Origin of the sequence: Desulfogranum japonicum DSM 18378 (genome assembly GCF_000429945.1) — a bacterium.
GTDB lineage: Bacteria > Desulfobacterota > Desulfobulbia > Desulfobulbales > Desulfobulbaceae > Desulfogranum > Desulfogranum japonicum.
Map to the genome: position 1 here is coordinate 87,839 of NZ_AUCV01000014.1, position 24,400 is coordinate 112,238.

General features: G+C 48.6%; 24 protein-coding genes. 2 read left to right on the forward strand and 22 right to left on the reverse strand.

Annotated elements, in window-relative coordinates:
- Nucleotides 1-18: 18 nt before the first annotated feature.
- Nucleotides 19-2,169 carry a PAS domain-containing sensor histidine kinase gene (locus G493_RS31975; protein WP_051309143.1) on the reverse strand — a complete coding sequence of 717 codons (2,151 nt, stop codon included), beginning with the start codon at nt 2,167-2,169 and terminating at the stop codon, nt 19-21.
- A gap of 1,038 nt (nt 2,170-3,207) precedes the next feature.
- Between G493_RS31975 and G493_RS0108605 the strand changes: the two genes are divergently transcribed.
- On the forward strand, nt 3,208-3,825 hold the full coding sequence (locus G493_RS0108605; RefSeq protein WP_028580048.1) for an NAD(P)/FAD-dependent oxidoreductase: 618 nt from the start codon (nt 3,208-3,210) through the stop codon (nt 3,823-3,825).
- A gap of 154 nt (nt 3,826-3,979) precedes the next feature.
- On the opposite strand, the gene G493_RS0108610 is transcribed toward G493_RS0108605, so the two are convergent.
- The 9 genes from G493_RS0108610 to G493_RS0108650 form a co-directional block, all read right to left on the reverse strand.
- Nucleotides 3,980-4,237 carry a phosphopantetheine-binding protein gene (locus tag G493_RS0108610; protein WP_028580049.1) on the reverse strand — a complete coding sequence of 86 codons (258 nt, stop codon included), beginning with the start codon at nt 4,235-4,237 and terminating at the stop codon, nt 3,980-3,982.
- Between the two features lie 66 nt (nt 4,238-4,303).
- Complete coding sequence (locus tag G493_RS0108615) at nt 4,304-5,602, reverse strand: ABC transporter permease (protein WP_051309144.1); 1,299 nt, start codon at nt 5,600-5,602, stop codon at nt 4,304-4,306.
- Entirely contained in the window at nt 5,602-6,381 is a 780-nt protein-coding gene (locus tag G493_RS0108620; protein ID WP_051309158.1) for an ABC transporter ATP-binding protein, read from the reverse strand. The genes G493_RS0108615 and G493_RS0108620 overlap by 1 nt, the downstream gene beginning before the upstream one ends.
- A 1-nt stretch (nt 6,382) precedes the next feature.
- The gene (locus G493_RS0108625; RefSeq protein ID WP_028580052.1) at nt 6,383-7,396 is read right to left on the reverse strand and encodes a BtrH N-terminal domain-containing protein; all 1,014 of its coding nucleotides are present in this window, start codon (nt 7,394-7,396) and stop codon (nt 6,383-6,385) included.
- Nucleotides 7,383-7,814 carry a hypothetical protein gene (locus G493_RS31980; RefSeq protein ID WP_051309145.1) on the reverse strand — a complete coding sequence of 144 codons (432 nt, stop codon included), beginning with the start codon at nt 7,812-7,814 and terminating at the stop codon, nt 7,383-7,385. Before G493_RS31980 ends, G493_RS0108625 begins: the two co-directional genes overlap by 14 nt.
- 82 nt (nt 7,815-7,896) lie before the next feature.
- Nucleotides 7,897-8,547 carry an acyloxyacyl hydrolase gene (locus G493_RS28495; protein ID WP_051309146.1) on the reverse strand — a complete coding sequence of 217 codons (651 nt, stop codon included), beginning with the start codon at nt 8,545-8,547 and terminating at the stop codon, nt 7,897-7,899.
- Nucleotides 8,548-8,810: 263 nt separating this feature from the next.
- Nucleotides 8,811-9,617 (reverse strand): polysaccharide deacetylase family protein, encoded by an 807-nt coding sequence (locus G493_RS28500; protein WP_051309147.1) that lies wholly within the window; start codon nt 9,615-9,617, stop codon nt 8,811-8,813.
- A 4-nt stretch (nt 9,618-9,621) separates the two neighbouring features.
- A complete protein-coding gene (locus G493_RS0108645; protein WP_051309148.1) occupies nt 9,622-12,666 on the reverse strand; it encodes an MMPL family transporter in 3,045 nt (1,014 codons plus the stop codon).
- Between the two features lie 8 nt (nt 12,667-12,674).
- Nucleotides 12,675-13,397 (reverse strand): glycosyltransferase family 25 protein, encoded by a 723-nt coding sequence (locus G493_RS0108650; protein ID WP_028580054.1) that lies wholly within the window; start codon nt 13,395-13,397, stop codon nt 12,675-12,677.
- A gap of 127 nt (nt 13,398-13,524) precedes the next feature.
- On the opposite strand from G493_RS0108650, the gene G493_RS0108655 reads away from it, so the two are divergent.
- Nucleotides 13,525-13,878, forward strand: coding sequence for a hypothetical protein (locus tag G493_RS0108655; protein WP_035274021.1), 354 nt, complete (start codon nt 13,525-13,527; stop codon nt 13,876-13,878).
- Here the strand turns inward: G493_RS0108655 and G493_RS28505 are convergent, their stop codons facing one another.
- The 12 genes from G493_RS28505 to G493_RS0108715 all read right to left on the reverse strand — a co-directional run bounded on the left by G493_RS28505 (nt 13,879) and on the right by G493_RS0108715 (nt 24,263).
- Complete coding sequence (locus G493_RS28505) at nt 13,879-14,697, reverse strand: polyketide synthase dehydratase domain-containing protein (protein ID WP_051309149.1); 819 nt, start codon at nt 14,695-14,697, stop codon at nt 13,879-13,881.
- Nucleotides 14,697-15,173 (reverse strand): acyl-CoA thioesterase, encoded by a 477-nt coding sequence (locus G493_RS0108665; RefSeq protein WP_028580056.1) that lies wholly within the window; start codon nt 15,171-15,173, stop codon nt 14,697-14,699. The genes G493_RS28505 and G493_RS0108665 overlap by 1 nt, the downstream gene beginning before the upstream one ends.
- The gene (locus G493_RS0108670) at nt 15,173-16,438 is read right to left on the reverse strand and encodes a beta-ketoacyl-[acyl-carrier-protein] synthase family protein (RefSeq protein WP_028580057.1); all 1,266 of its coding nucleotides are present in this window, start codon (nt 16,436-16,438) and stop codon (nt 15,173-15,175) included. The genes G493_RS0108665 and G493_RS0108670 overlap by 1 nt, the downstream gene beginning before the upstream one ends.
- A 13-nt stretch (nt 16,439-16,451) precedes the next feature.
- Nucleotides 16,452-17,702: a beta-ketoacyl-[acyl-carrier-protein] synthase family protein gene (locus G493_RS0108675; RefSeq protein ID WP_028580058.1), complete on the reverse strand. Its 1,251-nt coding sequence runs from the start codon at nt 17,700-17,702 to the stop codon at nt 16,452-16,454.
- A gap of 11 nt (nt 17,703-17,713) precedes the next feature.
- Entirely contained in the window at nt 17,714-18,712 is a 999-nt protein-coding gene (locus G493_RS0108680) for a radical SAM protein (protein ID WP_028580059.1), read from the reverse strand.
- A gap of 6 nt (nt 18,713-18,718) precedes the next feature.
- Complete coding sequence (locus G493_RS0108685; protein WP_028580060.1) at nt 18,719-19,774, reverse strand: radical SAM protein; 1,056 nt, start codon at nt 19,772-19,774, stop codon at nt 18,719-18,721.
- On the reverse strand, nt 19,775-20,041 hold the full coding sequence (locus G493_RS0108690; RefSeq protein ID WP_028580061.1) for an acyl carrier protein: 267 nt from the start codon (nt 20,039-20,041) through the stop codon (nt 19,775-19,777).
- Nucleotides 20,042-20,112: 71 nt separating this feature from the next.
- Nucleotides 20,113-20,427: a 3-hydroxyacyl-ACP dehydratase FabZ family protein gene (locus G493_RS28510; protein WP_035274024.1), complete on the reverse strand. Its 315-nt coding sequence runs from the start codon at nt 20,425-20,427 to the stop codon at nt 20,113-20,115.
- Between the two features lie 221 nt (nt 20,428-20,648).
- Nucleotides 20,649-21,170: a GDYXXLXY domain-containing protein gene (locus tag G493_RS0108700; RefSeq protein WP_028580062.1), complete on the reverse strand. Its 522-nt coding sequence runs from the start codon at nt 21,168-21,170 to the stop codon at nt 20,649-20,651.
- Nucleotide 21,171: 1 nt separating this feature from the next.
- Entirely contained in the window at nt 21,172-22,230 is a 1,059-nt protein-coding gene (locus G493_RS0108705; protein WP_028580063.1) for a DUF4401 domain-containing protein, read from the reverse strand.
- The gene (locus G493_RS0108710; protein ID WP_028580064.1) at nt 22,227-23,198 is read right to left on the reverse strand and encodes a DUF2157 domain-containing protein; all 972 of its coding nucleotides are present in this window, start codon (nt 23,196-23,198) and stop codon (nt 22,227-22,229) included. Before G493_RS0108710 ends, G493_RS0108705 begins: the two co-directional genes overlap by 4 nt.
- A 39-nt stretch (nt 23,199-23,237) precedes the next feature.
- The gene (locus G493_RS0108715) at nt 23,238-24,263 is read right to left on the reverse strand and encodes a radical SAM/SPASM domain-containing protein (protein WP_028580065.1); all 1,026 of its coding nucleotides are present in this window, start codon (nt 24,261-24,263) and stop codon (nt 23,238-23,240) included.
- Nucleotides 24,264-24,400: the final 137 nt, after the last annotated feature.

The window sequence follows — 24,400 nt, forward strand, 5'->3', positions numbered from 1 at the left end:
CTCCTTAACTGTAACTGATTACATCGCTTCCAAATGTATTGGAAGTTGAACGAAAAAGGTGGTGCCGTTTTCATTTGTTTCAAATGATAGCTTGCCATGATGCTTATCAACGATAACAGACCTGGATATGGCCAGTCCCTGTCCGGTACCTTTGCCCACCTCCTTGGTGGTGAAAAACGGATCGAAAATTTTGGTTTGCACTGCCTCGGGTATTCCTGATCCATTGTCACTGATGGAGATGATCACATGGTCTTGTTCTGTTTTGGTTTGTATGTGGATTCGGCCTTTGTAATTTTCTTTTTTTGCAGAGGCTTCCTCTATGGCCTGTGCAGCATTGATTATCAAATTAAGCAGGACCTGATTCAACTCCCCTGGCAGGCAGGATACCAATGGAAGATTCTTGTCAAAGTCGATTTCCATTTCTGCAACATATTTCCAGGCGTTGCGCGATACGGTAATGGTATTTTCCAGAGCGTTGTTGATGTCGACCAGGGTTTTGTCGTCTGCACCTGGGTGGGAAAATGCTTTCATGGAGAGAACGATTTTAGAGACCCGTTCCACTCCTTCCAGAGTTTGCTCTATTGCTTGGGGGAGTTCTTCTTCCAGGTATTCCAGATCTGCATTTTCCATACTCTGTTCGAGCTGACTGACAAGTGAATCAATGGTAAGGTTTTCATGTTCTTGAGACAAACGACGACATGCGTTGGTATATGTGCAGATATCTTGAAATGCGTCCTGAAAAAAACGTACGTTATCTCCAATATACTGAATAGGTGTGTTTATTTCATGGGCTATGCCAGCTGCGAGCTGGCCAATGGCAGCTAATTTTTCCGATTGTATGAGCTGCATCTGGGTATTTTGCAAATTATCCAATGCTTCCTGGAGCTTTTTGGTACGCTCAAAAACAATCTCTTCAAGATTTTCTGTGTATGCTTTCAGTTTTTCTTCCGCAATTATGGCTTTTTCTGCCATTTCGTTGGCGCGCTCGGTTTCCCTTTTCAATTTGGTTTCATTCTCTTTTCTTTCGGTGATATCAATAAATACTACCATGAGTACCTGTTCAGTATCAAGGATAAGAGGGATGGCACTTAGTAATATGGTTATGGTATGGTCATCTTCATGGTTAGGTTCAAAGCTATATTCTTTTTCGAATTGATTCTCTGTGGCACTGTTGGAAGAGATTGGCCATAAATTGATATCAGTGTTGTAAAAAATGTTGTCACATTCTTTTCCGACCAGGGCTTGCTTCGCTTGCTCGAAGCTGTCGTATCGTAGTATATTTGCTGCTTTTTCATTGAGTTGCATAACGCTTTTATCTGAATTTACTAATACTACACCAACAGGTATTCCGTCAATTATGGCGAGAAGAGCTTCATAGGCTTTCAGGTTTTCTCTCTCGATTTCTTTGTGTCTTTTGATTATTCTGTATATTTTAACAGATATGAAAAAGGAAAAGATAACAACTGCAATCCAGGAAATGATGTTCAAGAAAAACGTCGTTTTACCAATAAAATTTTCTGTGTCATAAAGTTTTTTTTCAGCTTTGTTTTTTGTTTTATTGCTTTGGAAGTATATTTTTGCAGCATCTTCTTGTATCTTCTTTAAAGAATTTTCAATTTTTTCTGATAAAATTGAGAGTTCATGTTGTATTTTTTTGTTAGTTACGTTGATGCTTATCGGTATTAAATCAAAAGTTTGTGAAAAAATCCCTTTAAGTTCTTTGAATTTTTTTTCAGTATTGACAATATCTATTTCTTCGTGATCTTTATTTTCTTTTGTGTATTCAATTGTCTCTACGTATTCATCTATGTTGTAGGAGTTTGCTTTGATTTCATCTGTAAATATTCCTCCTGTATTAAGAGTGGATAATGCATCTTGCGCGTGTTTAAGGCGATAAGTAATGCTATCTTGCAGTAACTCTATATGTTTTTTTGAGTCAGTAATAAGCATCTTGTTGTATTCATTCTGTATAATCAGTAATTCCCGAAAAATTATATTTGTAATTCTTTGTCTGTTCTCTTCATTTTTAATGGTGCTGATAACTATTTTTGAATGAAAACGGTTGAGATAATAGCTGCCATATCCATTAATTAGAGTTACAATAATGATGAGACCTATAAGGTAGGCCATCATTCGTATGATGGACTCTGAAAAGTATTTTTTTAGCATGGATCCTGTTCCGATTTATAAAAACACATATTTGAGAGCGATCGCCTGGTTTTGGACTGAAATTGCATAATCCATGTATTTTTTGGCGATGTCCGGATACGTTGAGTAACTCAAGAGACCTAGATAGTGCCTGTCTATAAATGGGTCTTTTCGGAGTCTCGTTCCTCGTTGATCTAAATTTGAGTAAAAATCTTCATTTGTGGACAGACACAAGATAGAGATGTTTTTTTTCGCTATATATTTTTTCGATCCGGCCAGATACATATAACCTGTTTTATTACGCACAATGGAACGAAGCAGATTATCTGATCCGCCTTTTGTAATTCCCATGGTACGGTTTGCCTGTCGTTCAATAATCGTGTCAATTTCACGTAACTGATCACGGGGTCAACAACGCTGATATTTCAATTAGTTTTGAGTTGTGGTTTTATGTTCATCCTTTGAGTAGCAGTCCTTGGAATCAGGAAACATGCAACGAATGGAGATATCAATGTACTGAAGTAAGAAAATGGTTGATAGCAGTATGTGTGCTGCCATGAGATAAATGGTAAGACTGACGTCATGATAAAGTCTCCAGCGGGATTACATGTGAAGCAGCTTCGTTTCCGGGAGAATATGTTGCTCCTGGAGCAATCCACCAAACAACAGATACCTGATCGTTGAGATACTGTTGCTTATTGAGCAAAACTGAGCAGTAACTTTTGTTTGTAGTAATAGTATGCCATATCTCGTATATTTTTCGATAGCTATAGAGGTTTTTTTTCTTTTCTTTATGAGCAGGCGTGTTGTAAAAGTTCGGAGAATTATTATTTTCAGCGGCCCTAAGATCTGCGATTAATGTTATCACAGACATAGCGTTGATATCGGAGTCTGCGTTTACCTTCGAGGATAAAGATTTGAACACAAAGCAAAAATTGGGTAGGTAAGCGAGGAGCGAGACTCCCAGCGAGTAACTGTTGACCACAAAGAAAAATGTCGGCACACCCGACCTGTATTTATAGTTTGACTGAGTCGGGCCGTATCATAGAGGAGAAAAAAATGACAACCAAAGTTCAGCCAAGTGTAACTGTAATGTTTCCAGGCGGACGTCTTCGTCCAGCGGTGATGAAAGAGATTCAGAAAATTGCAGAGGATTTTTCTTTAGGTATCTACCTGACCACTGCGCAGAACCTGAGACTGATCGATGTACCTGAAGAATCTCTGGAGTCCATTAAACAGCGTCTGCTTGATTTGGGCCTGCAGTTAAAAGGACCTGGCAAATTTCCTTTGCCCCGTGTCTGTGTTGGCATGAATCATTGTAATCTCGGGGTGGCAGATACCCTGGCAATGAGTGAGAAGATAACTGCAGCTTTTGCAGGCAGAGAGAAAACCAAAGGCAAATTCAAGATTGCCATTGCAGGCTGTAATATGTGCTGTTCCAGTCCTAAAACCACAGACATGGGAATAGTTGCCACAAGGGATGGATTTGAATTTTTTGTTGGTGGAAAAGGTGGACCATATCCTAAAATCGGTAAAAGAATCGGCAGAAATTTAACCGATGAACAGGTTTTGGAGATTATGGCCAAGCTGGTGGAATACCATGATGAAAAAACAATAAAAAAACAGCGTTTCGCCAAGTTGATGGACCTTGAGGATTTCCCGTATCCTGAAGTGTAACGCTGCGAGGTGTGGTGCCTGTGACGCACCCTACTGTCTCGTTATCAGCAGACTTTTTGGTAGATAATTTCTTTGTTTACACACAGCCGGCCTCCCGTCTGTGTTTCTATGTATCACGTAAGCAGGTAGGGTGCGTCACACGCATCATGTATGCTCAGATGTTTTTTTGAATATATGAAGACAGGGTAGCCAGCGACTGTAATACATCTCGGCTGGAGTTTTCATTGTCCATGCGGACCCCGTAAGTCTGCTGGACGGTTACAGCAATTTCAAGGGCATCGATGGAGTCTATGCCTAACACGGACTCCGGGCCGATGAGTGGGGCATGTGTGTTGAAGTATTGTATCTCCGGCATCTCCAGGTTACAGGTGGTACAGATCAATTCAAGTAGTTCTTGTTCAAAAGATTCCATTACATTTTTGCTCAATATACAGATGCAGGTCCATTGACCTGCATTTCTTTTTTAGACGGATACTTCTTAACGCAGTCTTTTTCGGGAGCTGATCAACCAGGAGAGAAAACTCGAGAGGATGAAAAAAGCTACGAGCTTACCGAGATCTTCAGCGACCGCAGTGAGGGGATTGCCCCGGACAAGCAGATTCTGAAAGGCTGTCAGACCCCAGTTAAGGGGGGAGAGCTGACTTACCTGTTGCATGGTACTGGGCATGGCATATACAGGCACCATGATACCTCCCAGCGCGGCAGCAGCCACAACGGTGGTAGCGCCAACCGTGGATGCCTGTTCATACGTTGAACAGAGATTTCCCAGCAATAACCCGTATCCGCAGGCTGCCAGCCCGCTACACAGGACGACGAGCAGGGCTGCCAATGGTTGTTCGCCAAGGGAAAAAGGGGTAAGCCCGATATACGGAAACAGATACATACCGATAAGGCAGATAACCATGAACTGACTGAGGCAGATCCCGATATATGCTGCCACCTTACCCAGTTGAAACGAAGCCTGGGAAACCGGTGAGGATACCAGTCTGGCCATGATTCCGGAGTTACGCTCCTGGAGAATACTGCCTGCAATGGGGATGGCTGTGAAAAACATGCCGAACAGGGCCCAGGCCGGAACATTCTGTTGGGTCGGGCTGTATGCCGGGAGCTGTTGTTCCTGCAGGGTGGAGGTCTCGGTAAAGGTGAGCAGGGGCTGTGCCGGATTATTCTGCTGGCTGGTTGTTTCTGCTTGTTGCGGGGGAGGAGGAGTCAAATCGGTGGACGATGGCACGCCTTCAGCTAAACTCCTTTGTATCCATGCCATTGTATATTGCAGGGATAACAGCTCCGCTGCCATGTCAAGCTGTGCTGTAACCCCGTTGCGCAGCGACGGCAGGAGGGTAGGGTCAATCACCATGGAGAGTTGTACGGGGTCATCAGTGACCGGTTGTTGCGTGGAACCTGCGGCGCCAGCTATCTGCCTCGCCTTTTCCTGGAGAGCAGCAGATGTGCCTTGTGGTATGATCAGTCCAAACTGATAGTCTCCTGAGTGTACTGCTGTAACCAGGTCTTCCCTTGTATGCTCGGTGGTTGACCAGGAGGTGAGTGCAATGTTCAGGGACTCCAATCGTTGCCGGATAATATTGCCTAGTTGCTCCTGATCCATGTCCAGCAGGAGCATGGTGGTTGGTTTCTGGCCTGTCAGGGCCATCACATTTTCCTGCACCAGGGTAATGATAACCACCAGGATGGCAGGCATGAGAAACAGGACCACCAGGCCGGCCCGGTCCCTGCGCAGCAGCAGTAATTCCTTGGCTGCAACAACAAACAACTTCATCAATCCCGCACCTGTTTGCCTGTGAGCTGGAGGAACAATTCTTCCAGGTTTTTATGATTCGAGTTGTGGAGTAGTTCCTGTGGCGTGCCCATGGCGATCATTTTACCGTGATCTATGACGCCGATGCGACTGCAGAGTTTTTCAATTTCTTCCAGGTAATGGCCGGTGTACAGGATAGTGGTTCCCTGGCTGTTCAATTCCAGCAGGGCATTGTGGATCATGTGTCTGGACTGGGTATCCACACCGACAGTGGGCTCGTCAAGGATCAGAACCTGTGGTTGGTGAATCAGGCCTGCAGCCAGGTTCAGGCGCCGTTTCATGCCTCCGGAAAACGATGTCACCTGATCCCTGGCACGTTCAACCAACCCTGCAACGGTAAGGGAACGTTCGATCTGCTGCTGCAAGGTGGCACCACGCAACCCTTGGAGCTTTCCGAAAAAGGAGAGATTTTCCCAGGCGGTCAGGGGGTCATAGAGTGCTATATCCTGAGGTACCAGTCCTGTCAGTTGTTTGATCTTTCCGGCCTGGGATACTACGTCATAACCCAGTACCGTGGCTGTACCTGTATCAGGCAGGGCAAGGCCTGAAAAAATGGACACAGCAGTGGTCTTGCCAGCGCCATTGACTCCCAGCAGACCGAAAAAATCACCCTGCTGGATGGTGAGTGTAAGGTTATCCAGTGCAGGGGAGCTGGTTCCTCGATACTGTTTGCATATTTCTCTGGCCTCAAGAGCCGGTAAAGGGTTCCCTTGTTCTTGCGAGGTATTTCTGGGCCGCATATTATTGCTGATCATCCAGCCATGTACGCAGGTTGGAGAAAACCTGTTCTTCTTTTGCCGCACATTCCCGCAATGTGGCAGCCATGGCCTGATAAGTGTCTTCTTCCCGTGGACGGTCCTTGCAAACCCTTGCCGCAGATGCTGCAAATGCACGCCAGGTATCGCCTGATTGGGTAAACAGGGCAGCACATTGTTCAAGATACGGGTCCTGGAGAAGCGTTGCACTCTCCTGGAGAAAGGCCGCATACATAAAGCGAAATCCACCGCCACCTGTGCCGATTTCTTCCTGCATGCGTACCACATGGCCCAGGTGCAGATCAGCTCTTTCTTTTCCTAATTTGTGTGGCCATTTCTCAAGTCTCTTGGCCAGAAAACGAATTCCCTTAACACCGATAAGAGGAAAAGGTGAGCCAATCATCAGCTTGCAGACAAAGCGGATACCTTCTGTGATGAAGTGATGGTGATCAATGGTTTGCGGCGTTTGAGTGAAGTAATACATTTTCCCTTTGGGAGCCAATGCTCCAGAGGCAAAACGGGCCCGGGTCATGTCTGCGACGGGACAGCGAACAGGCGTGGGAAACACCGGGTCACTTACCAGGTAATCGTCGCCCTCTCTGCCATACACTACCAGATTGTGGGCATTGAAGTGAAAGCGGAGTGCCCTTGGGAAATATGGAAGCCAGAAAACCCCTGTCTGCAGGCCCACAGGAATGGATTGCGCCAGGGCTGCATCCAGCTCAGCCACTGCCTGTTCTTTATCCCTGAATTGCTTCTGGTGCATGGTGAACCCGGGAGCGTTGGCGAAATGTTTCAGGATGCCTCCGGCAGCAGCACGGTAGGTTACCAGGGGCAGGTTATGCAGGCGGATAAAGGGCAGGTAGCCGAAAAAGAGGCCTCCCCCCATTCCAAAGGCCATGGCTTCGGACATGGGCAACCCCTTGTGGGTAAGCAGGTTGCTGCATACGCCGCTCTCGCAATGGGCAGATTGGGAATGGGTAAAATCAACAGGCTGCATGTTCCTCTCCCTGTTCTGTGCCATAAACTGGTGCTCGCAGTTTTCCCTGCTGCAGATCTTCGACCGTGACATCAAAGATGTCAGCATATTTTTGCAGGGTACCGGTTCCCAGTCGTTTAAAAAACAGGGGCAGGGTGTGCAGGTAGACGACAATTCGGAGCTGATTGCTGTACTTGGCCAACAATCCTGTATCCATGTGGTTGATAACCATGTAATAGCGCAGGCAACTCCAGCTGCCACGATGGATTTTCTCTCTGGTGTGCTGAATCTGTTTTTCGATTGCGTCCCAGGCTTGCCGGTTGACTATATTTACCGGTTGCCACATATCTCCGGATATCAACTGTTGCCTGCCGTCGTTGCCAGCCTGGTAGCTGACAGTGGCAATGCCGTTGGTGACGCTTTGTTCTTGCTCTGTCATAATACAAATACTGTTAAAACTGTAAACAGGTATAAATACTGGGAAGTTCTCTGCTGAATCACTTGCTCTATGAGTCGTTAGATTAAAACGAAACGCCGAATAAAACTTTCCACGAATTCAGCGGATCATTGGGTTCCTCACTGCCGCCATTGGAAATATGGTGATAGCGAACTTCAAATAGTAAATCATGTTCAGATATACTGTGGTATTTGAGACCTGCTCCAAACTGGTAATTGCCGTTCAGGTCAGCTCCCATGCCAGGGATATCTGCAAAGTTATACACCGGCCCACCACCACCGAACAGGTATGGTTTCCAGACGGTGTTTGCTGTAAAGGTGTAGGTGGCCAGAAAATTCATGCCCACCATGGCGGAGGTATCCGGGCTGACTACAACAGAAACAGGTAACTCCAACAGTATGGAGTGAAAGCCCCTGTACCATCCTGAGCCGATATTGTCAAAGATGATGTGATTGTAGCGAGGGATAATATCCAGAGTTTCCACGCGCTGGGTGGTTTGGCCCCAGTCGGGAACGCTTTGACCATATCCTCCAAGGAGAGCCCAGTTATCTTTTGATGTGTCGAAGGCGGCATGGGCTGCCGGAGAATACAGGCAACAGGTGAGATTGAGCATGGCGAATACGGCTTTCCAGGACCAGTTGGCCTGTATAACAGGTAGATATTGTTTCATGGTGTTTTTCACGTTTTTCCTGGCTGTTTTATTCAAGGTTCCCATCAATGTCCTTACCCTCAGCATACATGACTATACCACAGACAATCTACAGGCCATCTTGAATAATTGCTTTTTCGTCCAATCTCAGGGGTTATACTTAAAAAAACATCCTCAAAGGTAAGCGTAGACTCCGATATCAACTATATGTCTGCGGAATTTTTCTCTCATGCCTCGGAGCCTGCGTTTACCTGACCTTGAACGAAAAATCTCAGTATTCAAGATACCCTGCAGACAAATACAGGGTATCGGTATTTGAAATATTTGGGTCAGCATCTATTTTCCGTAGAGGAATTTACAAGTTCTTCAAGGGGAACAACCGTGTGGGTTGTGCTCACCACCTGTAGCAGACGGTCCAGTTCTGTTTGCCATTCAAGGAAACGGTCCTCTTCATCTGGCGCGATATCGTGGAGCAGGATAATACAGCCAGGTTGGAGGCATCTGGTAATTTTTGCCGCAAGTGCACGTACGGTTCTGTTTCCCCTGTCATACGCACGGCAATTGGCAGAGACAGCGGTAAGTTGTTCTCGGACGAGTACTTTTGTTAAGCGTGGCCCGGTGATACCGACAGGAGGGCGAAAAAAGACCGGCCTGGAACCAAGCTGGCTCAGTACATATTGGGTTTTTCTTACTTCGCTTGCGATGGTTCGCTGTGTCCGCAGCATGAGCGTATAATCATGATTCCAGGAATGGTTGCCGATGCTGTGCCCCTGACGTAAAATCTCTTTGACTATCTCCGGGTATTGCTGTGCTTTTTTACCTATGAGGAAAAAGGTTGCAGTGAGATTGTGGCGTGCAAGGAGTTTCAGAACCACAGGGGTGGAAAGAGGAGAGGGGCCGTCATCAAAAGTGAGCGCAATATCTCGTGCCTGCCTGGAACCACGGCTGATCACTGGCAGGTAAAATCCCACTGTGGAGAGGAATGGTGCCCATGCGCAGACAAGGAGAAACAAACACAGGGGGATCAGGGACCAGAAAGGATGCAGGAATGCCAGCACCATGGCCAAGCCGATACTTAGCATGCCGGTCTTTTCGGCAAGGGTCAGGGGATTTTGTGGGTGAGGTAACATCTTCATGGGCTTAGTTGATAGCCTCACAGATAATCCAGATGAGTTCAGGGTTATTGCCTGAAACTTCACTGACAGAAACCGTTAATCCCGCTTGTTTGCAAAGATCCGCAATATGTTCCCTGGATCTGTAGTGGGCCTGTCCGCCGTGCAGTCTGATGCGAATATCTTCCAGGTGCCATGACCAGGAGCGTTTACCCTGTGGTCGGATAACAAATCGGATGGCCAGAATACCGTGGTCACGCAGTATGTGTCTGCAGTTGGTCAGCAGTTGCTTCAGGCATTGTTCATCCAGGTAATGGAGCATATCCAACAGCAGAATACAATCGGCTTTTCCGGGTATCTGCGGCAGGTCTGGTGCAAATCCCCGTATGGCTTTCCCTCTGTCCTGAAAGGCAAAAGAAGCTACCCGAACACGCTCAGGATCAGGATCCAGGGCATATACCTTTGCCTGGGGGTATTGTTCCAGGCACCAACATGCCGGAACACCATACCCGCAACCAATGTCAACGATGGTGCGGATGTTTTGTTCTCTGGCCAGAAAACCGCTAAGATCCCTGCATATGGGATCAAACCGCATTTTCCAGTGGGCAAATTGTCTGGGGTAGGCCTCCAGAGTACGGTAGCGGCGATCAACCCGCTGTTCAGCAGTCGCAGCCTTCCTGCCTGTGAAAGAGGGTGAAGGCCGCAGATATGCCTCTAACAGAGGTGGCAGAAGAAAAAAGGTTCCAACCAGGGAATACCCGATGCCAAGCAGGGAGGTTATGCCGATGCTTTTTAAGAGTGAATGTTCAGCAAGGCAGAGAACACCAAAACCAATCATGGTGGAGGTGCCAGCTATGAAAACCGCCAAACGCACCAGGGAGTAAGACGGGTGTGAGCTGTCTCTGTAGCGTTGGTGGGCACGGGCACAGAAAATCGAGTAATCAACCCCCATGCCCAGGATGACGATGGAGAGCATCAGGGAGGGGATATCCAGCGGACGTCCAAGCAGATGTAGCGTGCCTAGGGTACATATATAGGAAAAAGCAGGTGGCAGCAGGGTCAGCAGAGTCAGCCGGATGTCCAGGTAAAACAGAAAAAGCAGCAGGGCAACGCTGCAGGCAATGGCAAAAAAAAGGAACCTGAACGTAGAAAAGAGCAGCTCTGCCAGGTGGCTGGTGAACAGGTTGGTGTCGAACAGGCTGCCTTCCTGACTGTATCGGGAGAATATGGCAGCGCTGTCGTAGGTTGTTCCAGGGTGCAGGTTGATGTATTGGCCATACCCCTTTTCCTGTTTGGTGATACCCAGCATCTGATAGTATTCTGCGGGAATCGGTTGTACCTGTACAGCATTACCGGGGTGCAGAAGTTTGGTGAATTCTGTGAATGCATCAGCTGTGAAGCCATAGTTTGCTGAAACTCTCCGTAGGGTAGTGGTGACTTCTTGAATTTTTTCCTGTGTCCAGAAATTTTCCCAGGCATGGAGATTTTTCTCTGCTCTGTCTTTTCCGGGAAAAACCATGGAAGGCACAAAGGTGCTCTCCAGCTGGTTGTTGCCTCTATCAGCCTCAACCATTTCCAGCACACGGTCGTTATGATTTTGCAGTTGTGCAAATGTAGGTGCCGTATGCATGAAGAATATCTGCTGATCCATATTTCCCCAGACAGAGGAAAACAGGCTATCTGCCTCCATGGTTGCTTCACTGACTGTGTTCATACTGCTGAGGCTCACATGAAATTCGGGTCTGGCAAAACAGAGTAGCCCCAGGGCCAGTACAGCGGTAGTGATGCTGCCGAATTTGCCTGTGTGGTAAAGCCTGTCAATGAAGCTGCGCAGCGGCTGCGTACGCCGGGATAGTGGCTTGAGAGCCGGAAACACAGCGGGAAAAATCCAATGCACGATAACATAGGAAAAGAAAATTCCCAGGGCGGTAAATTGGCCAAGCTCTGTGAATATGGGAAAGTTACCGCAACTGAGCAGAAGAAACGCCCCTATGGAAGTGATTACAGCCATGATACCAACGCTGCGGACCTCTCTGGATGCTTCATTGCCTGTTGTCTGTTTTTTGCGGTCCAGGAAAAGCAGGTAGGTGACCCCGTGATCAACGGTTATGGATATGATGGCACTGCCAAAACCAAGCACCATGATGGAGATGGAATCATGGAACAGCGAATACACACACAGCGCAATACCCATACCGGCAAAGGCGGGAAGCAGGCTGAGCATGCCTATCAGCGGCCTGGGAAAAGAAATGAAAAGTAACAGGCAGATGCCAGCTGTTGCCAGCAGGAGTGCCCGGTTGACATCGTGGCGGATAATTCGTTCATTGTCCAGGGCTGCACGAAAAGCGCCAACCGGGGTCAGAGTGATTTTTTTATCTGAGCTGAATGTGTGCTGAACTGCCTGGGCTGCCTGTTGGATATGTTCTGTGAGCTGGCGGGCTGAGGATGTATCCGTACCGTTGGCCAGGGGCCTGGCTGTAACCAGCATGTGCTGGCGGTCGGTTGAGAGCAGGCGTCCCTTGTAAATTCTGGCATTCAGGGTCGGAGCCAGAGGAGCAAGCCTGGCCATGACCAGATCTTTAAAGCCCAGGGGGTCCAGGGCTATGAAGCGTGCCTGCCCCATGCCTTCCATGGATGCCAGATCGCTATGGAGTTTAGCGATACGTTGCTCTATGCTGGCAGGATGCACGAGCGGGGCAACCTGTTCTCGGAGTTCTGCGGCAGTGAAGAGCTGGGGAAGGTTTTTGGCAATGGTGGTGGCAAGACCGGGAATGAGCTGGGCGTAATCGGAAGAACCCACCTGGGCAAAGAGCCCGCTGTCGGTCAGGTGCTGTTCCAGCATGGTGCAGACTGCTGCCAACAGGTCAGGATCCTGGCCTTCGTACATGACATCAATGGCAATCTGATCCTGGAGGGGGTGATGTTCAAAAACCGAAAGCCCGTTGGTAATGATAGTGTCATTGGCAGGCAAAGAACGAATCACATCTGTGTCGATATGTAGACGGTAAACACCAATCCCCGTACATACGAGGGTGGCAACCAGAAAGAGCAGGAGATAACGAAGGCGTGACATAGATAGTATTATACAAGAAAGCTGACTGTTAACAAGAGCAGCACGATGAGCGGAAAGGCTGTGAACAGGAGCTTGTGGTTCTGGTAGAGTTCATTGGCCCGCTGGATAAATGGCAGGCCTCCCAATGCCTGGCGCAGCCAGGTGATGATAACGGTTTGGTTATCCGAGCCTTGCAGGCCCTGGTACGCACACATGGGATAGATGGCAAAGGCATTGCGGCAGGTTCTCCGCAACATCTCATCCCAGGGGGTACCGTCGAATTTTTTGTCTGCCAGAGTTTCGGCAAAGGAACGGTTAAGCGCATAGGCATGGGCCAGACAGCGATACTGCACCGTAACCAGTTCGCTGGAAGCTGTTTTCCTGCTGCCTGAGGTTATGCCACCAAGAAGGAACATGTCCCAGGTTGGCATGGTTTTCAGATAATTGCAGGCAGCTTGCAGCGTTTTTGCTGAAAAGTTTTTGAAGAACACATCGTCTTCAAAAATCAGCAGCGTTCGGGCTTCACTTTCCAGCGCCTTGAGGATGCATTGGCGGTGGGATTCAAAAATACCTTGCTCTCTGTTTTTCGGGTGTTTGTCCACCACAAGGAATTCCACACGATCTTCCAGACCGACGGCAGAGAACTGTTCATGGGCCTTATGATATCGATCCGGTCTTTCCTGCAGAGTGATGCATATGATAGAGTCAAAAAATGACCAGCTGTCGGTTTGTTGGTCCTCAGGAGATTGCATGGTGTTATATCTATTGCTTGGGGCGACTATTTTGGTGTAAACTTTCTCAAGTACGCTATCTTTTGCTGGCCCTGCAAGGAATGCTTACGCAAAGGGCGTGCCTGTAAATTAAACGTTACATTTTTTTATGACTCGCTGGATCACATCACCTGTACAACGTCTTGCAGAAACAGCTTATGTTCGTTCGGCCATGGAAGAACAGGCCGATCTTTCTGCCTTCAAGCAACGACCTACACCAAGAATCATTGCAGGCGTATCAGCCATTGGTTTCAGTTATCTCATAGGCTGGCCTGCGGTGACAGCCCTGGGCATTCTTGCCGTCAAATTTCATAACCACTGGATAGCCACCATCGGCGGACCACTGACCTATGGGCTGTCACATCTGGTCTTTATGCTCGGGATGTATCTTGCCGGGGCTGAGTATACTATGATTTTTTTTCGATGGTTGACCAGACTGACTATGGAAAAACTCCTATCCTGATCATTTCTTTATAGCCAGGCTGCTGCTCACATCCCTCATACGCACACTGTGAATGGCTTCATAGACTTTTTGTTCTTCATCCATGATATGTATATCAAAGAGGAGTTCTTCCCCATGACTTTGCACTTGATGGATTGTGGTCGTATAGCGCTGGCCCGGTTGTGTAGGGCGATAAATAATGCGCTGTGCAAATCCCACGGGGAAGGGGATGTAGTCAACTGATTGCTGGCCAAGGACACAGGCTGCGTGGAGTGCACCGTCCAGTGGGAAAGGGGAGCCAAGTCGGTGTCGTCTTTCTCTGGATAATGGGAAATCAGGTGCCTGCAATTCACCGAGAGCCCATCCGGAACCAAGGCGAAGGGTGCCGGTAAGTGTCTGATAGGATGGACCAAAGGGGACCAGGCGACTATAGATATGTCTGCTGTCGACTTCCTTAAAGTGGTTGCCGGGCAATGTCATGGGAGAGCCTGGATCCGGGGCATTTGTATCTGTGGAGAATCCAACTGAACCATGCTCAATCATGCGGGTCATGGCCTTGAGTTTGACCCGTGTGAGCAGTTTGGCGTGAACGGTTTTTGCTGCAGGTTCTGTCAGTTCAACGACAACGTCGACTTTTTCACCTGCTTGGGGGAGAACCAGAAATTTGGCAAAAACTGCATCGTGCATGGATTGGGCCGTGCAAGCCGTATATGTTTCGGCAACCTGCTCTGCCAGCAGTTGCATGGTTTCCACTGCCGGCAGCACAACGCGGCCCTGAAAGCAGTGATCCTTGAACCACGGCTGAACCCTGATGCTCTGCTCGAAGCGCTGTTTTTCCATTACTCGGGAAAAGATTTCCAGAGATTTATGGTTTTCTCATCAATCTCCACGGGAATGAGCTTATCATTCACAGCACAGTGCTTGGTAAAACCGGTACAGCAGATTTCTCCGTTGTCAGCCCTGGTGATGATATAATCAAACTGCAACTTTACCATCTCCATTTGAGCTGGTCTGGTCTGAATGTACATCAGGTCGTCGTAAAACAGAGGCGAATAGTAGTTGAGCCCGGTTTGGATGATAGGATAGATGAATCCGCTTTCTTCAATTTCCTTATACGGATAGTTGGCTTCACGCATCAGGGAGGCCCTGCCAAATTCAAAATATTTTAAATAATTGGCATGGTATACAACCTGGGAACGGTCAGTGTCCACATACAGGGTGCGCAGTTCGCAGCGGTGCCAGACAAGGCCGCTGTTGGCATCTCGGACGTAACTGGTTCCTTCCAGGAATTCGGGTATAAATGGTTTTGGTCGCATCAGAGTCCTCGAAATACAATGCAGCAGTTGGTGCCGCCGAATCCAAAAGAGTTGGACAAAACAAATTCATAGGAATGGGCACGGGATTGGTTGGGAACCACATCCAGGTCGCTGAATTCCGGGTCTGGGATGTGATTGACAGTTGGCAGAACAATTCCCTGTTGCATGGCTTCTATGGAGAGAGCTGCTTCAATGGCAGCGGACGCACCGAGGGAATGCCCCACTTGTGATTTGTTGGCGGAAATCGGGATATCAGGGAGATTTTCTCCAAATACCGTGCGCAGGCATTTTACCTCAGCCGCATCCCCGGCAGGCGTGGAGGTGCCGTGGGCATTGATTGAACCGATATCCCGGGGCAGAATTTCAGCATCGTCGATGGCGTCATGCATGGCCCGGACAATGGTTGTGGGATTGGGACGGGTAAAATGGTGGGCATCTGAGTTCCATCCTATTCCAGCTATCTCAGCCCTGGCAGTCAGGCCGTGGGCCCGGACGGCGTCTTCAGCCGCAAGAACCAGTACTCCGGCACCTTCGGCCAGCACAAATCCCTTGCGGTCAAGGCTGAAAGGGCGCGATGCCTGGGTGGGATCTTCTGCTGCCCTGTCTTTGGGGCCTACCTTAATGGTGGCCAGCATGTTGGAAAATCCCTGGATAATCTCTGGAACCAGGCAGGTTTCCACACCACCTGCCAGCATGAAATCGCATTCACCGTCACGTATCATTCGTGCCCCCATGCCGATGGCATGGTTGCCTGATGCGCAGGCACCCTGGGGTGAAATGATGGGTCCGGTGAAGCCAAGCAGCATGCCGGCTTTACCGCCGGGAAGGTTGGCGCAGACATTGGGCAGCAGATATGGGCTGACCTTTAACGGGCCCCGGTTGACGAAGTTGTCCACAGCTATACGATAGGAGTCGGTACCATTCAGGGCGGAGCCGATCAGGCAGCCCATCTGGGGTCCGGTTTCTTCGGTTACTTCAAGCCCTGCGTGCTCCAACGCCTGCCGACACATTTCCATGGTCAGAAAAACGTAATCTGCGTTCCACAGAGACTGTTCCTTGCGGGTAACGTATGGGAGTTCAGCCGGATTCCACTCTGGGATTTCACCAACCACATTGGAGCGGCTGGGCGACTCGCAACGGGTCAGTTTTCGAAATCCTGCACGGCCGTCCCGGGCTCCCTGCCAGGTTGTGGCAAAGGTGTTTCCCAAAGCAGAAGCTGCTGCATATCCAACCACAAAAACCTTTCTATTTTTTGGCGCCTTCATGTTTTCCTGTTACTTAAACTGCTCTCCTGAAAACGGCGCAGGCATTACAACCACCGAATCCAAATGCATTTTTGAGTACAAAGTCCTGATCTATGTGCCGCTTTCCTGTGGCAATACAGTCTAAGGCAATAGCGGGATCAGGGGTATAGTTAATGGTTGGAGGAACGAGACCTTGTTCCATTCCCTGTAGCGCAAAGATACTCTCAATGGCGCTTGAGGCTCCCATGGCATGGCCAATGAGAGACTTGTTGGCGCTGACCGGCGGAAGTTTACCCTTAAAGACAGTCTGCATGGCCTCAAATTCCACCTGGTCTCCTATTTTGGTGGATGCTGCGTGGGCATTGACCACATCAATGTCCTGGGGTTGAATCGCCGCCTGATCCAGGGCATTCTGCATACACCGGCTGACCGTAGGCAGGTGTGGGGCCACAAAATGGTGAGCGTCAGAGGTCATCCCCCAGCCTGCAAGCTCTGTGGCATAGGAGAGTCCATGGGCATGGGCAAATTCCCTGGTTGCCAGAATGATGGCCGCAGCTCCTTCTGAGACAACAAAACCGCGGCGGTTGCTGGAAAAAGGCCTGCTTGCCGCTTCCGGAGGGCCATCTGCCTGACCATCCTTTGGGGTATAGATACCGTTCATGGTGTAAAAGCCTGCAAGTATTGGCTCAACCAGAGCAAAATCAACAGCCCCGCATATGGCGATGTCCGCAACGCCCTGGGCCAGGAACATGGCTCCGATAATAACAGAAGTCAGGCCTGTAGCGCACGCGGAAATGGTGGAAGTAATGGGCCCCTGTGCTCCGGTGGCAATGGCAATTTTACCACCGATCATGTTAATGCATGAATTGGGGTTGGCGTAAGGGTGGGGAAGCTTGTTTTCCGTCTGCAGGCGCCGGTCTGCCTTGAGAACAGCATCCAGTCCGCCAATGGCTGAACTATAGGTGAGGGCGGTTCTTGGGGCTATGTCCGGCGTGATTTCCACACCGCTTCGTTCCAGGGCACGAACAGCTGTGAGCAGAGAATGGCTGAATACCGGCGAACTCCATGCCGCCCGGTGCCGGGCAGAAAGAAAGGGATAGTCTTTCTGGGTAATATCCGCAACCTGGCCGGCAATATTGACCGGAAAATCCTGGGGCAAAGGGAAGCGGGTCAGGGGACCGATACCACTTCTACCAAGAAGGGCGTTCTGCCATTGTTCTTCAATTTCTGTTCCAAGGGGAGAAACAGCATCATAGCCGATAATAACGGCGTCTTTATCATACATCTGTACTGCGATTACCAGGGAATAAACTGATACAGCTTGGCAAACATCTCGTAGACTTCAATCCAGTTTTGCAAATCCTGAGCTGTTTTGATATGGGCGCGTTTATTAACCATTACCCAGCTCATGTGCGCTGCGCCGTCCTTACAGGTGGAACAATCCCTGGTTTCCGAGGTGCAGCACCTGTGCATGGTTTCCAGATCCGAAGACCATCTGATAAAGTTGGTCAGACGTTTGGGGCGGGGGGTGCGTTTATCAAGGGGATCGGTGACCGAAGGACACTCCTGCCAGCCAAAGGGGCGACCAAGCATGGTGCCGGTGGTGATCACCTGGTGATAATATTTGGATGAGATAACCGTTTCAGGATAGGCATCCAGCATGGCGTCCATCTCCTGACGAACTGCAACGAGTTCTTCTGGTTTCCAGGAAAAACCATCAACACCTTCATCATTTGAGAGGAGCTGCATGTGAACTTTTAGTCCCACATCCTTGATTTTTTGTACAATCTGTTCAGATTTTCCCAGCTGCTTTGGCGTGATGGTGTACAGGTAGTAGGCATGGGGGTCGCCGGCATAATTCGCGCTGGAAATTGCAAAAGTGTCTTTTCCCCGCAGGGTTTTTTCATCTTTGTCGTCTCCCCACAAAGAGATGCCCACCATCATATCGGGGAAACGATCCCTGGGCACCTTGATTAGTCCGTTGGTGGCGCAGAACGTAGGCAACCTTTTGTAAAACGCCTCTATGCGATCAAGGCAGAGTGTGGGTTCACCTCCGATAAGGATAGCGAGATTAACCCCGCGCTCCTGCTCTTTTTGTACAAATGCATGCCACTTTTCTATATCGGTTTCCTCACTGGCGACTTCATGTTCGCCAGAAGAGAAAAAAAAGCACCCTTTGCATCTGAGGTTACACCTATTGGTAACATCGTAGATGGAACTGCGGATATTGAGCTTTGAAATTTTTTTATAGCGTTCGTACCAATGGCTATCAAGAAGGGAACTGACGGTTATCATAATTAACTAAGCACTTGGAGGCGGAGTAATGAAATGATCGCAGAGGTTCTGGCCTTTTTCGTAACCTCGGACCCATACCGCCAGATAGGTGTCTACGTAATCAAGCCAGGCGGAAAATGTATCCGGGTCTGTTGCGTGTCTGTACATGCGGGCAGTCACCACAGCACTGCCTGCTGCATAATGCCGGCAGTCATCACAATCAGTATCCGGTACGCAGCAGGCCGCTTCACGATCCCATTGGAGATCTGTTCTGTATTGCCTGAAAGAACGGCCCAGTCCAATGTCTGTAGATGGATTTCGACGGGGATAGGGGCAGGAGAAAAGATCGTGCAGCCCTTTTGGGTGGGTATGGGAGACGATATTGTATTTGGAAAACAGCACATGTTGCGGGTAGCTGGTCAATAGTGCATCCATGGCTTCCCTGGTTTTGAGCAGGGAAGCGGAGTCGTGGCACAGGGGACCTGTATAGCCTACCGGAGCAGAGAACATGTTAAAGGTGATTTTCATGTCCTGGTCTGCAACCTGCTTGACGACTTCGGCAGCCTCTTCAATATTATTGGGAGTAAAGGTGTAAACAAAGACAGCCCTGGGGTCATCCTTGTAATTGTTCATCTGCCTGGCCAGCATATCCGGTGCCTTACGAACAGCGAGACTGGTCTGATCGTTTCCCCATACAGAAATATGGATCTGGTAGTCTATCTCTCGCGGGATGGGCTTTAAGCCGTTTGTAGCTATGGCCCCGAGGGGCATGACATCAAAACAGACCTGACACAGTTCTGGAACCAGTGCCGGTTCAGCACCGGCAAGGACCACAAAGGTTATGCCTCGTTCTTTTTCCGACTCCATCAGACCTCGCCAGTATTCGGGACTGGTGTTGGCAGTTGCAAACTGCTTTTCGCCGGCATAATAGTAACAGCCATCGCATTTGATGTTGCAGCGACTGGTCATGTCGTAGGTGGATTCACGGAGGAAAAAATAGCGGCGTACCTTTTCCCAGCGTTCTCTGATTTTCGGATCAGCAATGATATCAGAGAATTTGAAGGCCTGCTTTGGTGCTGTCATTTACTCGTTTTCGCTTTGTTTTTCGATAATGTATTCCGCAATGATTTTCACGGTGGTGAGGCGTGGATAGTCATCTTCATCAATCCGTATGCCATATTCATCCCGCAATACCAGGGCAACCGTGGCAAGGTCCATAGAGTCTATACCCACTTCATCCACCAGGTCCAGATCGGGATCAAAGGTTTCCGGGGTGACATCTTCAAGTTTCAACTCGTCAATGATGATTTCTGCGATTCGTTGAATTGTCTGTTGTATATCTGTACTCATAAAAAATTGTCGTATGCTGTTCTGAAGGGGTGGTTACCCTGGCTACTGTTTTTGTGATAACACAGCCACCTTCAGTTATTGGTAAAATACATCTTGCCGGAGCAGACCTCTTCAGCTCCGCAGGTTATCATAAAGCGGTATTGCTGGCACCTTTTCTCGCAGGTGATCCGAATATCCAGGTGGTCCTTTGGTCTCACCGTTTTTCTGAATTTCACCCGGCTCATCCCTGTCATGTGGATGTTCTGCTGTTCGGAACCTGCGACAATATCAGCAACCATTTTCAATTGAACGATACCCGGAAGAATGGGATCGCCGGGGAAGTGCCCCTGAAACCATGGCAGGTCCGGAGAGATGGTGACTGATGAGGTTAAATCGGTTGCTGTCATTGTACTGGTATCCGAGCATTAGCCTTGCAGGAGAGTATTTCCAGCTTTGCAAGGTGATGCAAAACAATAATTTCAAGATGGACAACATACCACCAGATTTAAAAAACTCAATATATAGATATCCATTGTCATTCTGTAGCTGAACATTACGTTCTGCTATACCTGTACCTTGCAGATTTGCAGTCACCTGTTGTGTGAGTAAAACAGGTTGATATGATTGGTTATTTCTCTGGTTCCAGTTTGTTCAGGTCATTATCGTACATTGCTACCAACAACAACTTACCCTTTTTATCCACCCGAAACTGTCCGTATCGGGCAGGTTGATAATATTTGCCATGGCCTTCCTGGAAAAAGTAGGCGTTTGTGGCAAATTTTACCAAACCGTTACGAATACGGTAGTATAAAAGAATTTCATTGCCGGAAAGAGGCTGACCTGTATAAAGGCTCTTGAATGTACAGATTTTCTGTTCATCCAGGCTGGCTACCACGAAACCGTCAGAAGATGTAACGTCATGCTTCATGTTTTTGCGATCTTTGCTGTTTATACGGGATCTAGACACTTCGTCTGCCAACCGGAAACGCAAAGCCATATAGTCTCCCTGCATAAGAGAGCGTGGATCAACAGGAGCCAGCTCAAGGTAGACTATTCTTCCATCAGTCAGATGGTTCTCTTTGCAAACAATGGACCAATTTACAAGGATCAAGATAAGGATCAGCGAGCCGAGAGCGATTTTTTTATGCATGTTACGCCTCGTTATGTGTGGGGATGATGTATTGCATTACCCACCGGACAAAAAGCAGAATGAGACCTGTGACGAGCAGGGATTGGGATTTGGCCAGTAATGTGGTGTCCAGCAGGTAATAGTATGAAGAAATGTAAAAAAGAAGAGATGCGATCCCCAAACCGAAGAGAATGCGATTTGCCCCTAAAAAACCGAAAACAATAATCACCATTCCAACGGTAATTCCCTGAACATTTAACGATACCAAACTGATGAGCAGGGTAGCCAGCAAGGTCGTCATTGACAGCCGGCTTTTCAATGGCTGACCATATCTGTGTAAGACTCTCCATGCCACATAGATTGTAACTACTCCGATAAGGGCTTCTCCGAGCCAGGGATGGGACAAGGCTGCATGTTTTGCCAGCAGTTCATGGCCAAAGCTTCTATACCCGAACAGGCTCAGTGCCTTGTGAGATACAAGGGCAAGGACCAGTCCATATCCTATGGCTCTGATTTGCGGCATCAGTTGTGGATAACGGAATTCGTTGAGCCAGCACCAGGATGCAGCGAAGAGGAGTATTCCGCCAATTACATCGGGAATTTGCATCTCATACAGAGCCATTGCCAAAGCTACGGAAGCAGCAATGGTGGAAAAGACGCGATGAATAAAACTGCGCATCAGTACCACCAGAACAGCTTGAAGAGCGACGAGCAGTAGCCATGCCATCACTTTATTATGGTCGGAAAAGTCAAATATGGCGAATGCAAGCAATACCTGCCCGGCCATACTTGTGGCCAGCCCTGTATGTTCAACGAATTCGTTGACAGAGAGACGCAGCTGGACAAAAGCCCCAACGATCATGAGTGCCCCGACTATACAGGCCACCTCGCTGTTTCTAAAAACTGAAGCAAAGGCTGTTCCGATAAAGCCAAGAATGAAGAGCGCTGCCAGCCAACCGGAAAATGCTAAAAGCACCTTCACATACCAGGGGGCATCCGGAGCTTTATGTTCAGGCTGTTTTCCCTGAACGATTCCGTGTTTTTGCAGTAGCGTCCATGTCTGATTGGTTGATTTATTCATGAGAGACACTCCTGATGAACCTTTTTCAGCCATAACGCCGATCCACTGCCCATACCTATGACAATCAATGCCAGCAGCAGAAAAGCGGCCGGTTCCATATGGGTCAGCATATGTTTGCCAAGGAAAGAAACAGTTATTGTTATTACGGATAGACAGCAACCGGCGAGCATAAAAATATCCCGTTTAAGTTTCCGGTAAATATAATACATGGCGGCCAGCCAAATCACCCATACCAGGGCTGGATAGACGTTAACTTCTCGATAGTCAAAGATTGAAATCAGGACCAGCCAGGTTAAGGGAACACCGGAACTGAGGGCAAGGAGGCGGATGGCCCAGCTTTCCGAGAGCCAGTTCCAGATTTTTGCCAGGAACTGCCATGCAATAAAGGCAAGCGTGTTAAAGAGAAAAACGATCCATAACAGGGTGTACTCGGATCCGAAGACAAACCAGAATATGCCCCTGAATGTCAAATAATATAGAGTAATGGAGGTATTCATGAGGGCAATCCAGACGACCCAGAGAACTGAAAAACGTCCGATTACAGCCCAGGGCAACATCAAAAGACCCCAGTTGAAAAACAGCTGCCAGGGATCTGCACCTGTTTGGTAGGTTTGACCGTATAAGGCCAGCAATACCCCCAGGGAGAGCGTTGCGCCCAGAAGGGATACCTTGCTTGCCATGGTGTCTACCTTAAGTTTACAGTACGCGACAATGGTCAGCACAAGGCATGCTTCCACCAGTCCGAATTTGGCCAACCGGCCTAAATCTTTCCAGTTATAGGCGATGAAGAAGAGAAGGGCAAATGCCAGTGCCAGTCCGCCCAGCCAGAGCAGGAGATGGTCGATGAACGTTCTCCAGTTTTTACCGTTGGGTTTGACCTTTGCAAGGGTAAGGGCATCGTCAATGTTCTCTGGTGGAATGAATCCCTGCTCGATAATGTCGATCAATTGCCTGCGAGGTGTACTCATGGGGGTGTTCCTCTCTGTCACTCCATGTAGCTCTGAAGACTAGCCCGAATTTCTCCAACAGGTGGGATCTGAGGCAAGATAGTCACCGGTCAGCTGGTAGGCAGCTCCGCGACATCCATAACATTCAGCTGCTTTTTCACAGTTTCTGCATGGTCCTTTTATCAGTTCCCGGTAGTTTTTCAGATTTTGAATGATTTCGCTGTTTTTAAGAATGTCTGCCAGCGTGCGGGTTCGAATATTCCCCACAGGGATGGTAACCCCGACACAGGGCATGACATCGCCGGTGGAGGTTACAACACAGGATACCTGGTGCCGCATGCATTTGTTACCCACCAGTGGGGGCTGAGGGTCCCAGTTCCGGCCGAACATGTTCGTATCAATGGTGGCAAGCTGCAGAAACAGTTTCTGCAGTTCTGAGGATTTTACATGGAGCCAGGTATTTTTCATACCATTGGCCTGGGGAGTGAGTACCTCAAAATAGGGTTCAATTTGCATCTCCCTGAGCCATTGCCACATGGCTGGGAGTTCATCGATATTTTGACGGCAGATAATTGTGCTGATGGCCAGAAAGCGTTCCTTGGCCGGGTAACCGGCGGCCTGTAAATGGCTCAGGGCTTGCAAAATAAGCTGGTAGGCTCCTTTTTTCCCTGCCAGGTGATCTTGGATCTCTGAATTTCTGGAGTTGAGCTTTAAGGCAACCCGAACATTCTTGCTGGCCAGGAGAAATGCCAGCTGCTGGTCGATGCCAGAGCCATTGGTGAACATTTCCACAGTCAGACCTTCCCGACTGAGGAACTCGAGCATCTCCGGCAAATGGGGATAAATGGAAGGCTCTCCTCCCAGAATGATAATCTTTCTGGCACCCAGCTGTTTTGCCTGCAGGATGGTTTCCTTGATTTCTGCACGCGAGAGTTCTGAGTGAGGCGCGGGCTGACCTTCAACATAACAGTACGAGCAACGGAAATTGCATACCCTGCTGAACTCAATTTCCATGGAGAGCAGTCTATCGCTCTGAACAGCCTCCCGAACTTCACTGTCGGTGAATTCCAGGTTATAGAATTGCATTAGTTCAATATCCTTCCAGGTAACTAATCACGGGGTTAATAACACTGATATTTCAATTAGTTCTGAGTTGTAACTGGTCACAGGTGCTTCAGGTTTGTGCAAGCGCGGTTTTTCGCTATAGGCTATCTATGCGGGAA

Excerpts from the sequence above, each read along its gene's own strand:
- G493_RS31975 (WP_051309143.1), bottom strand. The coding sequence starts at position 2,169 with ATGCTAAAAAAATACTTTTCAGAGTCCATCATACGAATGATGGCCTAC.
- G493_RS0108605 (WP_028580048.1), top strand. The coding sequence starts at position 3,208 with ATGACAACCAAAGTTCAGCCAAGTGTAACTGTAATGTTTCCAGGCGGA.
- G493_RS0108610 (WP_028580049.1), bottom strand. The coding sequence starts at position 4,237 with ATGGAATCTTTTGAACAAGAACTACTTGAATTGATCTGTACCACCTGT.
- G493_RS0108615 (WP_051309144.1), bottom strand. The coding sequence starts at position 5,602 with ATGAAGTTGTTTGTTGTTGCAGCCAAGGAATTACTGCTGCTGCGCAGG.
- G493_RS0108620 (WP_051309158.1), bottom strand. The coding sequence starts at position 6,381 with ATGCGGCCCAGAAATACCTCGCAAGAACAAGGGAACCCTTTACCGGCT.
- G493_RS0108625 (WP_028580052.1), bottom strand. The coding sequence starts at position 7,396 with ATGCAGCCTGTTGATTTTACCCATTCCCAATCTGCCCATTGCGAGAGC.
- G493_RS31980 (WP_051309145.1), bottom strand. The coding sequence starts at position 7,814 with ATGACAGAGCAAGAACAAAGCGTCACCAACGGCATTGCCACTGTCAGC.
- G493_RS28495 (WP_051309146.1), bottom strand. The coding sequence starts at position 8,547 with ATGGGAACCTTGAATAAAACAGCCAGGAAAAACGTGAAAAACACCATG.
- G493_RS28500 (WP_051309147.1), bottom strand. The coding sequence starts at position 9,617 with ATGAAGATGTTACCTCACCCACAAAATCCCCTGACCCTTGCCGAAAAG.
- G493_RS0108645 (WP_051309148.1), bottom strand. The coding sequence starts at position 12,666 with ATGTCACGCCTTCGTTATCTCCTGCTCTTTCTGGTTGCCACCCTCGTA.
- G493_RS0108650 (WP_028580054.1), bottom strand. The coding sequence starts at position 13,397 with ATGCAATCTCCTGAGGACCAACAAACCGACAGCTGGTCATTTTTTGAC.
- G493_RS0108655 (WP_035274021.1), top strand. The coding sequence starts at position 13,525 with ATGACTCGCTGGATCACATCACCTGTACAACGTCTTGCAGAAACAGCT.
- G493_RS28505 (WP_051309149.1), bottom strand. The coding sequence starts at position 14,697 with ATGGAAAAACAGCGCTTCGAGCAGAGCATCAGGGTTCAGCCGTGGTTC.
- G493_RS0108665 (WP_028580056.1), bottom strand. The coding sequence starts at position 15,173 with ATGCGACCAAAACCATTTATACCCGAATTCCTGGAAGGAACCAGTTAC.
- G493_RS0108670 (WP_028580057.1), bottom strand. The coding sequence starts at position 16,438 with ATGAAGGCGCCAAAAAATAGAAAGGTTTTTGTGGTTGGATATGCAGCA.
- G493_RS0108675 (WP_028580058.1), bottom strand. The coding sequence starts at position 17,702 with ATGTATGATAAAGACGCCGTTATTATCGGCTATGATGCTGTTTCTCCC.
- G493_RS0108680 (WP_028580059.1), bottom strand. The coding sequence starts at position 18,712 with ATGATAACCGTCAGTTCCCTTCTTGATAGCCATTGGTACGAACGCTAT.
- G493_RS0108685 (WP_028580060.1), bottom strand. The coding sequence starts at position 19,774 with ATGACAGCACCAAAGCAGGCCTTCAAATTCTCTGATATCATTGCTGAT.
- G493_RS0108690 (WP_028580061.1), bottom strand. The coding sequence starts at position 20,041 with ATGAGTACAGATATACAACAGACAATTCAACGAATCGCAGAAATCATC.
- G493_RS28510 (WP_035274024.1), bottom strand. The coding sequence starts at position 20,427 with ATGACAGCAACCGATTTAACCTCATCAGTCACCATCTCTCCGGACCTG.
- G493_RS0108700 (WP_028580062.1), bottom strand. The coding sequence starts at position 21,170 with ATGCATAAAAAAATCGCTCTCGGCTCGCTGATCCTTATCTTGATCCTT.
- G493_RS0108705 (WP_028580063.1), bottom strand. The coding sequence starts at position 22,230 with ATGAATAAATCAACCAATCAGACATGGACGCTACTGCAAAAACACGGA.
- G493_RS0108710 (WP_028580064.1), bottom strand. The coding sequence starts at position 23,198 with ATGAGTACACCTCGCAGGCAATTGATCGACATTATCGAGCAGGGATTC.
- G493_RS0108715 (WP_028580065.1), bottom strand. The coding sequence starts at position 24,263 with ATGCAATTCTATAACCTGGAATTCACCGACAGTGAAGTTCGGGAGGCT.